Source organism: Desulfuribacillus stibiiarsenatis, assembly GCF_001742305.1.
GTDB classification, from domain to species: domain Bacteria; phylum Bacillota; class Bacilli; order Desulfuribacillales; family Desulfuribacillaceae; genus Desulfuribacillus_A; species Desulfuribacillus_A stibiiarsenatis.
The window spans coordinates 21755-34133 of record NZ_MJAT01000012.1 but is presented as its reverse complement, the minus strand read 5'-3'; the positions used below and the strand labels follow the sequence as shown (position 1 = coordinate 34133).

Genomic DNA, 12379 nt, shown 5'->3' with positions numbered 1-12379 from the left:
CGTTTTTCACTAGTATATCTTCACGTTACTCGTATATTCATACTTATCTAGTCAATATTAACATTATTTCATTGAATACATTCTTGTTTAAAGCGTATAATCTCAGACTTTAAATTTCGTTACAATATTTTCTAAATCGTGCGCAAGATCTGACAAGCTCTGGGAAGATTGAGTGATATTTTCTATTGCATGTACTTGCTCTTTAATCTTGTCTGTAATTGCAATCGTGTGATCATTTGCCTCTTTCGAGATGTTCGATAACTCATTGACAGATGCGCTCACCTGCTGAGAACCAGCAGACATTTCTTGCGATACAGCCGATAGACTCTCAATCTTCTCCGCAACGTTGTTAATCGCACTAATAATGTTTACAAATGCTACATCTACTTTTTCAATCGACTCAATACCAGCTTCTGTCTCTTTTTGGTTTTCTTGCAAGGATTTCAAAGTAATCTGTGTAATGTCTTTAATTTCATGTACGATTGAATTGATTTCCTTCGTCGATCCAGCAGACTGTTCGGCAAGTTTACGGACTTCTTCCGCTACTACGGCAAATCCTCTTCCATGTTCACCGGCCCTCGCTGCTTCTATGCTTGCATTAAGAGCAAGTAGGTTCGTCTGTGCTGAAATGTCATTGATTGTATTAACAAAGATATTAATCTTGTCTAATCCCGTAATTAAGCGATTCGTAGCATCAGAGATTTGTTTAGCACTCGATTTAATATCACTCATCTTCTGAACCGCGCCTGTTACTGCTAGCTTTCCTTGATCTGCTTCTCGTTTCATAGCCGTAGCTTCTTCTGTAACCCCTGAAGCCGTTTCCGCAACATGGTTAATACCATGAGCCATTTCTTCCATAGATGTTGCCGTTTCGTTGGAAATATTCACTTGATTATCGGATACTTGCTGGATATTCTGAATTAACAGTTCTACTTCTTGCAATGAATTTAAAGTTTTTTCTGATAAATGTAATAAGTCATCCGATGCACCAGACACTGTCTCAGAATTTGTACGAATCTGATTAATCATTTTCTTCGTATTGTCTTGCATCTTTTGGATGGCTGAAGCCATTTCACCAATTTCGTCGGTATGCTTTAAGTGTGAACTCTTTACTTCCTTCTGATAATCATAATCGGATACTGATGAGATGACAGTCGTCATATCTGCAATTGGTAAAATCTTATATTGAACAATTGGATATAACAGCAGGAAGAAGATGATTTGAATACCAATCTGGAACACCACACCAATCCATATATCTGCTTGGTTTCTTTCATCATAAGGCAATGCACTAGAACTTGCCATCCACATCCCTAATACTTTACCATCGGCATTTTTAATAGGAGAAAAGCTCGCAAATATATCATAGTTAGAATAGCCAGAAATCCGATCTGACCAATTTTCACCTTTTTTAAGAACATTTTGTATTAGTTCCTGATTCGTAGCTTTAAAGTTTGCAATTCTTTGACCACTTCCATTGGTAATCGATGTAAATGTTAGTTCATTATCAAAATATATTGAGAAATCCACACCAAATCCCTTTTTAAGATTAATCAAATAATCATCGTTCAACACTTTCGCTACTTCTAAAACAGCTAACTCTCTGCCACTTGAATCTTTAATGATTCCTGCAGAACGAAGCGCCAGTCCCGTGGCACCAGAATCTAGTGCACTTACTACTTCTTTGTTCTTCATTACGTTTTGTAACAACGACCTTTCGCTTACGTCATCACCAAAACTTGAAGGATTGTGACTACGATAATACACCTTTAGATCCAATTCGTTGATTTGAAGATTTGTAATCCCAAATTCCCTTTGTAACGCATAAAACGTATGATCTAATTCTTTCGCTATAATTTCGCGATCTTGAGTCGCTAGCGCGTCAATTAAGCGCTTTTCAGCAATATTCGTGCTAATCACTTCTTGCAATTGTTGTATCTCTGTATTAATGAAAAATTCTAAAGCGCCTCTTTTGTCATCCATTGTATGCAATGCTCGTTCTTCCGTAAAGCTTGCATTCCGAAATACGGAGATGACTTGTAGAATCGATAATGAAATGAAAATTGCAATAACGACTAATAACTGTAACTTCACATTCAATTTCAGGCTATTCAGTCTTTTAATCATGAGGTCCCCTCTTTCCAGTAGTGATTCTCTATATAGTCAATTATGATTATAATTTCACTACAAGAATATCATAACCACTAAAGACAAAACAGTCCTAATTTACTTATCTAAAAAAAGATTTTACTATTCTATTACAAAATGACTACTTCATCATTCATAGGTTGGTATTATATATTGATCTTCAATAGGGTTTTGTGGTATTTCAGGATTCTGCCTGTTGAGTGATAAGAGACCACAATTTCATATACTGATCATTTACTCCCTATACATCATTTTTTTCGTCATTCCACCATCAATGACGAGATTCGTCCCCAATATGAAATCATTCGACCCATGCGTGAGATATATACAAGCGCTCGCGATATCATCGGGTTTACCTACCCTTTGCGAGAAATGCTGGAGATGGTCAATCTCTCGAAGCTGGTCATAGTCCTGTGTTTGGATCCACCCTGGACTAATACAATTCACTCGTATATGATCTTTCGCATAAGAAGCGGCAAGAGTTTGGGTCAACGCTATAATCCCACCTTTTGATGCAGCATACGCTTCAGAGTGCGGCTCTGCATCCACCATCAACTCTTCCGGTGGCTTCCATACTGAAATCCCAGCATTATTGATTAAAACATCAACTCTACCATATCTTTGTTCCACTTTTTGCATGAAACTATCGATATCTTCAGACTTACTGACATCAACCTCAAAAAACTCCGCTTTATTTCCACTAGATGTCAGCATTTCCAAGCATTTCTTACCTGATTCATAGTCAATATCGACGATTATTACATTCGCTTTCTCGTCGCAATATCTTTTTGCAATCACGCGACCAATTCCTTTTGCCGCGCCAGTAACAATCACTACTCTATCCTTAAAAGACATACTCATGTCCTCCTATATGTAACGAAAGAAATACATTATCCCCCAGCAGACAAAAATTTCTTACGAAATCTTTCTACAAATATCGAGTGATGCACGGAACTCTTCGTATAAATATGTAACACAGTGACCGGCAATACGAGTGCTCCCATCACAATGGACTCTTGCGGATTGACAACAACCTTCCATTCCTGGTCTTCTCCGTCTTGTCCACGATATTCATTGGCAGCTATGGCATGCCCACCAATCTCTATGAAATAGTTGACTAAATCACATCTTTGCATACCTCGCATTTCGTGCTTAGACTCATATTCAAACATAGCGCCCCTCCTCAGAGAAATCCTATTTGGCTGCTTATCCTATTGCATTGTCAATTACTCGTATATATTTTAGCATACTACACGCAATTCTAAAGCAGTAATGAAAAAAGCCACAACCGAAGTTGAGGCTTTAAATTACTCAAAAAGTATGATACATCGCTTATATTAGCCTTTTCTAGCCATTCCATTCGGTTGAATGATATCCACACCAGTAGAATCTTGGAAATCGTATAGGCTTTTTGGCAAATCAGTAAAGCGTTCCAATTCGTTATAGGCAGGAATACCATGGTAAGCCATATCTAGCCCTTCCTCTTCCTCTCTTACAGTGGCACGTAGTCCTACCAGTGCATCTGCTGCATAGGCTACACCTAATCCACCAACAAATCCCCAAGCGCTAATCACTACCGCACCTAATAATTGAACGAAAAATAAATTTGTTTCACCAGTCGTTAATAACCCAGCTTCTGTATCAAGCAACCCAAGAACCACAGTACCAAAGAAACCATTAAAACCATGTACCGCAACAGCTCCTACTGGATCGTCAATACGTAGCTTATTGTCGACTAACAATGTAGCACCAATTACTATGATACCAGCGATTAAACCGATTATAATTGCACTCCATTGATCCACAAATGCACAACCTGCTGTGATTGCAACCAGACCAGATAACGACCCGTTAATAGTCATACTCGGGTCGGTCTTACCAAACTTAAACATCGTGAATAGTAACGAAGACGTACCACCAGCTGCCGCCGCAAGCATCGTATTTAACGCAATGGTAGCTAACGATGCATCAGACGCATCTAGCGTACTACCTGCATTAAAGGCAAACCAACCGAACCAAAGCAAGAACGCCCCTGCAGAAGCAAGCGGGATATTACTTGGAGCAAATACATTCACTCCTCCATCAGAAGTAAATCTTCCTCTTCTAGCTCCTAACTTCCAAGCAATCGCTAACGCTGCAAAACCACCCATCGCATGAATGACTGCAGATCCTGCAAAGTCCTTCATACCAAGTGCCGCCAACCACCCATCTCCATGCCATACCCAATGACCAGAGATTGGATAAACAAACATTGTTACTAAAATCGCAATGATAATATATGCTTTAAAATTCATACGTTCCGCAACTGCTCCAGAAATAATCGAAATACACGCAATCGCAAATCCCATCTGGAACAAAACGAATGCTGCCGCTGGTAAATCTAATCCTAACTCAATTCCTTGTGGTGCGCCAAATAATGAAGTACCAAAAAGTCCAAACGCATCAGCACCAAACATAATCGCAAAACCAACAACCCAGAACGATAATGCTCCAATTGTTAAGTCTACAAAAATTTTCATTGTAACGTTAACAGCATTCTTCGTACGAACAAGCCCTGCTTCTAATAAACTAAATCCGCCTTCCATCAACAAAACCATAGCCGCTGCTAAAACAATCCAAACCGTATTTAAATGTATCAATTCCATTGATTAGTTCTCCTCCTTTTGATTCAATTCATCAATAGAGTCATCAACTAATCCTGTGCGAATATTATATGCCTCTTCTAAAGCAGATACGAAAATCTTTCCATCCCCGCCTTCACCTGTTTGTGCTGCTTTAATGATGGCCTGTACTGTCTTTTGTACCATGTAATCAGAAAGAATAATTTTTAACTTCACTTTCGGATGCAAGCTTACCTTGTAATTCTGCCCTCTGTATACACCCATTGAATCTTTTTGAATACCTCTCCCCACGACTTGAGTAACCGTGAAACCAGTGACTCCAATTTCGTCTAAAGCCTTAATTGTTTCCTGTAACCTCTCTGGCCTTAAAATAGCTTCTATCTTTTTCATGTTTACGACACCTTCCTTAACATAATTATGTTATAAATCATAACATGGTCATGTGAGGAAATCAATCATGAGTTTTAGAAAATTATTAAAAAAAATAATACTCCTAGCAATAATATGCCAGGAGTATTTGTTGTAAAAATTCACCTTTTCATCTATATTAAATTTATACGAAGGAGTTGAGATCTTGTTAAAAGTAATCGCATTTCTTACCATGCTAATCGATCATATTGGGATTATATTTTTCCCCGATGTTAGCGAATTCCGAATCATCGGCCGCCTTGCATTCCCGATCTTTGCCTATGCAGTAGCACTCGGCTATCGCAAAACATCCAATATAAAAAACTATGCAATTCGACTCTTTGTCCTTGCCATCGTATCACAAATCCCATTTCACCTAGCTTTCCAAAGCAATTATCTAAATATCGTTTTTACATTATTTCTTGGACTACTTACGATTTGGCTTATCGATTCCAAGTTCACCTGGGTATGGAAAGCTTCCGGCCTAGTCGCGATTGTATCGATAGCACATCTATTACAAGTGGAGTATAAAAGCTACGGTATTTTCATGATTCTCATGTTTTATTTCTTACATAATCAATATTTAGCACTTCTCGCAGGACAGGGAATTCTCACATATGCTAGTCTTAGTATTTTGCGCTACCATCCAATGCAAATGTATGCTGTCGTAGCAATTCTTTTTATTTATTTATGTCGTAATGACAGATTTCAACTGCCTCGTATTATTCAATACTCGTTCTATCCAGTACACTTGCTGTTATTACATTGGATCAGCATATATTTATAATATCCTCCAACCTCTTGCCAGAGCAATATCTCTCAACTCAGGCTCTGGCTTAACACAAGTTGGCTTCGCTACAGTCTCTAAGACCGGCAAGTCCGACAAACTATCCGCAAACGCGACACTGCTACCCCAGTCAATCGACTCATACTTACTAATGATCTCTTGTAACTTCTCTACCTTTACCGCCCCTTGAACATACAAAAACTCTTGCTGAGAATCATACATTCCATTCTTCATCGGTATCTCTGTACCGACAACGTAATCAAAAGGTATATCGTTCTTAACGAAATGTAGTAATGGCATCACAGCACCAGATACTAAAATATTAATATATCCTTGCTCCTTTAATAATTGGAATTCACGGAAAACCGCATCGTTTACATGAACCTTTAAGTCCTTGTAGGCGACCCGAAAGAACTCATATATCTTTTGTTCATTCATATTACGAAATAAACTCACAAAAAGCTTCAAAGCATCATTTCGCATTCTGCTTTTTTTCATAAAACCAAGCTTGAATGCTAAGTACGGAAAGAAGAACCGAATATTAAACTCACGGTATTTCAGTCGATAGCCCTTTTGCTTTTTAAGCTGTTGAATTAAAAATGTAAATGTTTCTATAGAATATAGAGTCCCATCAAAATCAAAGATTGCAACTTTTTTCATATATATCTACCTCATTTCATCTCTATCCTAAACTTATAAATCACAAAAATCAATAATCGACACATTGATACTACTAAAAGTCCTAAGCGCAACTCATGTAATGCCAATTGAATAGCGACGAAAAAAAGAAGCCCAAATTCGGGCTCCCATTAAACGACAAAGCGCTATTCTACTTCTTGCACCCGCAGCCACCTGTATGGCATTGGCAATTCTTGCATTTACATTTTGTTTGATTACTCATTATCAAACCTCCCGCATCTTTAGAAATGATAATCATTTTCGATAATGTTATGATAACATATCTCAATTGTCTGCGTCAAGTCAATTTAGAATTTTACTAACATCTTCCCGAACAACCCTGTGACTTAAAAAAACTTAAGTGAAGTACTATGTTATGTTAAACTAATAGTAGGCATACTGTTTACAATTATGCACAAATATTTTTCTTTAGAAATTACTAATTTGAAAATTTCTTTAAAAATGGGGGATGAAAAATGAGAAAACTATTATCTTTTATCATCACTATATTGTTGTTCATGGGATTCAATATCGGTTTTGCAGAAGCGAGTCTAACGGAGATTCATCTCTATGTAAACGGATTGAAAGTTCAATTTAACGACGTGAGGCCATACATAGATAGCAACGGTCGCACTTTAGTGCCTTTACGTGTTAGTGCAGAAGCTGCCGAGGCCGAAGTAACATGGGATGCTACTTTGAAACAAGCTAAAATCAAAAAAGATGCAATTGAAATTGTCATGACCGTAAACAAAAAGGAATATTTCGTAAATGGCAAACAATTTGTAATGGACTCTGCTCTAGTGTTAAATCAACAGTTGAGTGCAACCTTTATTCCTCTAAGAATTATATATGAAGCTTTAGGTTACGACATAGAATGGAACGAAGTTCATAACACCGGCGTAATTACAACCTATACTTCTGGTGCTTTTAACAAAGTACAAAAACAAAGTTTATTTCGCGAAATATCAGAAAGCATTCGCATCAAGAACATAAAAGGTGTATCGGGCGACGCTTTAAAAACTTTGGCAAAATCAGAGAATTCATTAGCTGACACCTTGTCAATAGAAGAAGGCGAAACAAGAGCATCAATAGCTGATGCTACGCAAATGACTAGAGATTATTTATCATTACGTACATCATATGACGGCAGAAACATAGAAAGTATGAATCAATGGGAAGTCTCAATGCAACAATATGCAAAAGCCGATCTAGTCTTAAAATGGAAAGAATCAATCGTCGAGCATCAAGAGCGTGTACTCCCTATTAAAGTCTTAGTAGATGCAGAGAATGTAAGAATATTAGGAAACAAATTCTATGTAAGCGGTGTCGTTGAAGGATTATTAAATGATTCTGCAGCAGTCGTAGTCATTGCACATCTAGTGATTGAACATAGCGAAGACGATAGCAACAAATTACTTGTCACGTATCACAATTGGGAATCTGTGCATTAACCTATCGGCCACGAGAAAGAAGCAAAAAACACAAAAACATAACTACACAAAAACAACCGAGAGCGTCAAAAGATAAAGGACCTCAGAGATACAACGTGAAAAACCCTACATTATGTAGGGTTTTTCTTAGTGGTTGGTGGGCGAAACCGGGCTCGAACCGATGACCTCTACCGTGTCGGGGGCCTATTGCCCTTTTTTTATTAATAGATATATTTAATTAAAGGTTGCTACAAATAGCTTTATTACCTAATGATTTTGTTTTAATTGTTCTAATATTTATTATTTTTTGTTATTTTATCCCCTGATTTATCCCCTGAATTATTAAATGAGTCCTCTGAGTAAACCTCCGGGTATTTCCTTGTATGTTCATTTAGAAATTTATGGTATTCCTCACATCCAAAGCACTTTGGTGAGAATGGCTCAGATTCGCCTAATATCTCAAATAATTCTTTTAGTTTATTAGATTCTTGAATCAAACGATTACTTTCCTTTATAATTTCATCAATATTCTTCATCTTTTTTCCCCCTAATATATTTTGTCAACCATGGCTAACTACATTAACTATTATGTGTTTACACTTGGCTGCAATCATCCGATTACCATTGAATTATACGTTTACGCTATAATCAAATATCTTTTCCTTCAATAACATAATAATATTTTTCTACATTTTAAATTTAAACGCTCATTTCAATTTCCCCCTTTTAAACAGATAAGGCTCGGTCACAATCGCTAAAGCGAAGTGCCGAGACATTTCTTAAACTTTATTATTAAATTTCAAGTGTGCTGACAGTTCCTAATCTACCAATTTTGTCCTTTTCTCGATTCTATTCCCTATTACTTAAGTAGTCAATTTATTATAACTTCAATTTTATACAATTCAAGATTTTGATTAAATAGAAAATACCTTACTTTTCACTTTTATTGGATAATATATAATTAATATATTATTATTATATATTTTCACTATATAATTATAGAGGTTAGAAGTATTACTATATATTTACTATATAATTATAGACATTTACCTATATTCGCTATATATTGCTATATATTGCTATATATTCAATTCAAATTTTATAGCCTGCTAAATAAGGATTTATAAAACTACGATAAGATAAATACGATTTTTTCAAAAGTTATAATAATATTTCATATATCCCCTTTTTGTATATATACATCCTTTACAAGTTAAAAAAAGCTGTTTCTGTTTGTTATCTATGACATTTACCACGTGAAATATGACATTTACCGCGGAAACTATGACATTTTCTTTAAAATAGCCTCGTTTTTATAATCGAAAGAGCCTTAGATAGCTTATATATCGCTGTTTTGTGTTATCTATGACATTTACCAAGGAAACTATAACTTTTTCTTTAAAATAGCCCTCATGTTTATAATCGAAAGAGCTTTAGAAAGCTTATATATCGCTATTTTGTATTATCTATGACATTTTACAAGGTAACTATGACTTTTTACAAGGCTATTTATGACATTTTGCAAGATAATGTGGCTTTTTACAAGTTATCTATGACATTTTGCAAGGTAATGTGGTTTTTTACAAGGTTATCTATGACATTTACCACTCATTATGAAATTTTTTAAAGTTTCTATGACATACCATTGACTATGACATTTTCTCCATGAATCTCTCGCACCCATAATCTTTTAACATTTCTAGTGTGCTTCCAGTTCCTGATCGGCTGTTGAAACTCTAGCATATCCTATCTTAATAAAAAACACCTCCATTATCGTCCAAGAGTCAGCTATATTATATACAATAATTATAGACTAACTTTTAAACTTCCTGAAGGTAGTTTTTTATGGCTTTATATTCTATTTGATTTACTGTTCTAAAAGTATGTACTTTTGGAAGTGATACATCATTACTAAAAACACCGTATGTCAAGGGTTGTCACGCTGTATGGCTGATAACCTTAGGACTTAGTAGATTCCCCTGTATAATTCCGCGAAATTCGTGCGAGAGGGGTCGCGTTCCTGGGATTGAAAGGTGATAGAGATGTCTTTGTCACATTGGGATAGAAATCTTTCTTCGTCAACTTAAATATAGCAGTAACTATTTAGGAACATCTATGTTTAATTATTTGCCAATTTACATAGTAGGGTATTGGTAAGATGGATTTAGGTTAAAAATTCAACCTTTTATTGTTGATTGAAATCCATAAATTTAACCAAACCATCAAAAAATAAATCTAATATCAAAAATTTCGAAAGTGACTTTTGCACCTCTTTTTTCATTACCTCCCTTAATATATCTACTGTAACTCGCTCACGATATTTTTTATTACCGTCCCCCCAATACTGGAGTGGCTTTTCCCATGTTTCTACATTATGGAGTCCCCTATCAGATATTTCATAATATAATGCTCGACTTTTTTCATAGTAATTATAGTATTCAAGGTCAATTTTTGAAAGCAGAGTTTGTAATATTACCTCTTCGATTCCAACACTACATCCGAATCTTCCTTTAATGTTTCCTACCAATTCTCTTTTTACTTCAAGACATTTTTTGGTAAATTCTTCACCACCAAGTTTCTGAATGGTCGCATAAAGATTAAAGCTTGGATAAATTCCTAACCTATTTACAGATGCCCTTAATACAGAAGGATGTGTGCCTTGAATTTCTTCTTCTAATTTACCAATCAAATCATAAACTTGATGTTTTGCTTCCTCTTTAGTTACAATTACAGCGTCTTTACTCTGATCTAACTTTATTAAAACTTCCTCAGTTATACTGTTTTTCTCAAGTAATTTTACCTTATCGAGAAGATCCATCAGTTCCTTCCTGTATCCAGAGTACATAAATTTCAGGCCATCTTCGATAAAGTTGAAAAACTCATTTTTCTCTTGATCATATTGCTCAGAACATATTTTCATTATCTTTTTGTTAGACGATGCTATCGCTATACCATAAAAGGAATTATAGAAAGCTATGTTTTCAAAAGAAAAGTTAATTCCTGATTTTTTCATTCTATTTATTGCTTGCTGCGTTTTTATTTTTTTTCCTGATTCTCTATTCCCATCTGCGTCAGGAACATCACTCAATTCGCAATCCCTTTCAAGACCAATTAAAAACACTCTATGCCTTAGATCCATGTTTTCTTTTACAAGAACTTGCTTCATTATGTTCATCAAGTCTGCGTTTCCGCCGATCATACCGATTTCATCATTCATGATCGAAATGCTCTTTTTATTCTTTATTACATCTTGTATGTCTTTACGTTGTCCGCCATCTATCCCTCTCGTATCAATAACACGACTAATAAAATTTGGTAGACCCATATCAATATCATTTTTCCTAATATCAATATATATCTTACTCGGAAGTGGACAATTATCTAACCTACCATCGTTTATATCATTAAAGTGTTTCTTCAACCACTCATTGAAATCTCCACTCTCACAACAATATTCTATCTGAGTTCTATTTTCATAATTTATATACTTTGATACCTCAACTATAAGCATATTCACTAATTCATTCTGATTTATTTCAGTATGTTCCACCATAAATTTGTCCAGTAAGAACTGATATCTATCCTCGTTGCTTGTGTATTCTGAAGGAATATGTAGCATGTTTTTCAAAGCCCTTATTAATTCTTCTGGGGGAAGTGAATCAGTATCAGCATTGTAATTAGGAGAGATAGCTTTTATATATTCCCTTACGAGAACATGAAATTCTTCTACGCTAACTGGATCAACAATAATTTTACTTTTATCATCTTCAATTTGTGTAATAACAGTTTCACATACAGTTGTCCTACCACTTGCTGTTTTTAACAACAAAGCATCTGAAGGTCTTTTATCTACTGTAAATTTGCTACGATCCACCAAATTAAAAAGATTGCAAATAGCAGTTGACTTACCTACTTCAACCTTGCCGTTAAAATATATATCATACTTATCTACTGAACAAATGTCCTTAATCTCTGATGCTCGTTCACATATGTGATTGGCTACTTTTTGAATTATAAAGTGTTTTCCAGTATTTTCTTTAATTGCTTTTGATTCTGCGATTAATTGTTCGCATAAGGTTACAACGCTTTCTCTTTGTATCATCTTCTTCATACCACCAGGGTATGATTCACCTCCTTATATATTTTCATCGATAACCATACAAATTTGAGAAGAAAACTAAAAATCCCAAACTTGATTACCATCACATTCTCCATTAATCGGGCTTATTTGGGAGCCATTTTTTTATAATAGTCGTTCAAAATAAATCGGTTAGTTGCTTGATATCGGGTTCTCCAATAAGATCCTG

10 protein-coding genes are annotated in these 12379 nt (G+C 35.5%); 2 read left to right on the top strand and 8 right to left on the bottom strand.

Annotated elements, in window-relative coordinates:
- Positions 1-102: 102 nt before the first annotated feature.
- From BHU72_RS05715 to BHU72_RS05695, 5 genes are all read right to left on the bottom strand, one after another.
- A complete protein-coding gene (locus BHU72_RS05715) occupies positions 103-2127 on the bottom strand; it encodes a methyl-accepting chemotaxis protein (RefSeq protein ID WP_069701682.1) in 2025 nt (674 codons plus the stop codon).
- Positions 2128-2382: 255 nt separating this feature from the next.
- Positions 2383-3003 (bottom strand): SDR family NAD(P)-dependent oxidoreductase, encoded by a 621-nt coding sequence (locus BHU72_RS05710; protein WP_069701681.1) that lies wholly within the window; start codon positions 3001-3003, stop codon positions 2383-2385.
- A 35-nt stretch (positions 3004-3038) separates the two neighbouring features.
- Entirely contained in the window at positions 3039-3320 is a 282-nt protein-coding gene (locus BHU72_RS05705; protein WP_069701680.1) for a MoaD-like domain-containing protein, read from the bottom strand.
- 165 nt (positions 3321-3485) lie between these two features.
- Positions 3486-4793 carry an ammonium transporter gene (locus tag BHU72_RS05700; protein ID WP_069701679.1) on the bottom strand — a complete coding sequence of 436 codons (1308 nt, stop codon included), beginning with the start codon at positions 4791-4793 and terminating at the stop codon, positions 3486-3488.
- A gap of 3 nt (positions 4794-4796) precedes the next feature.
- The gene (locus BHU72_RS05695) at positions 4797-5159 is read right to left on the bottom strand and encodes a P-II family nitrogen regulator (RefSeq protein WP_069701678.1); all 363 of its coding nucleotides are present in this window, start codon (positions 5157-5159) and stop codon (positions 4797-4799) included.
- A 184-nt stretch (positions 5160-5343) separates the two neighbouring features.
- Between BHU72_RS05695 and BHU72_RS05690 the strand changes: the two genes are divergently transcribed.
- Positions 5344-5964 carry a TraX family protein gene (locus tag BHU72_RS05690; RefSeq protein ID WP_069701677.1) on the top strand — a complete coding sequence of 207 codons (621 nt, stop codon included), beginning with the start codon at positions 5344-5346 and terminating at the stop codon, positions 5962-5964.
- On the opposite strand, the gene BHU72_RS05685 is transcribed toward BHU72_RS05690, so the two are convergent.
- Positions 5959-6624, bottom strand: a complete 666-nt coding sequence (locus BHU72_RS05685; protein ID WP_069701676.1) for an HAD family hydrolase — start codon at positions 6622-6624, stop codon at positions 5959-5961. The two genes, BHU72_RS05690 and BHU72_RS05685, sit on opposite strands and share 6 nt — an antisense overlap.
- Positions 6625-7118: 494 nt before the next feature.
- Here BHU72_RS05685 and BHU72_RS05680 point away from each other — a divergent pair, with 494 nt between their 5' ends.
- On the top strand, positions 7119-8093 hold the full coding sequence (locus BHU72_RS05680) for a copper amine oxidase N-terminal domain-containing protein (RefSeq protein WP_069701675.1): 975 nt from the start codon (positions 7119-7121) through the stop codon (positions 8091-8093).
- A gap of 269 nt (positions 8094-8362) precedes the next feature.
- Here BHU72_RS05680 and BHU72_RS05675 read toward each other — a convergent pair whose 3' ends face one another.
- Positions 8363-8608, bottom strand: a complete 246-nt coding sequence (locus BHU72_RS05675) for a hypothetical protein (RefSeq protein ID WP_069701674.1) — start codon at positions 8606-8608, stop codon at positions 8363-8365.
- 1649 nt (positions 8609-10257) lie between these two features.
- Positions 10258-12183, bottom strand: a complete 1926-nt coding sequence (locus tag BHU72_RS05670; RefSeq protein WP_069701673.1) for a hypothetical protein — start codon at positions 12181-12183, stop codon at positions 10258-10260.
- Positions 12184-12379 lie beyond the last annotated feature (196 nt).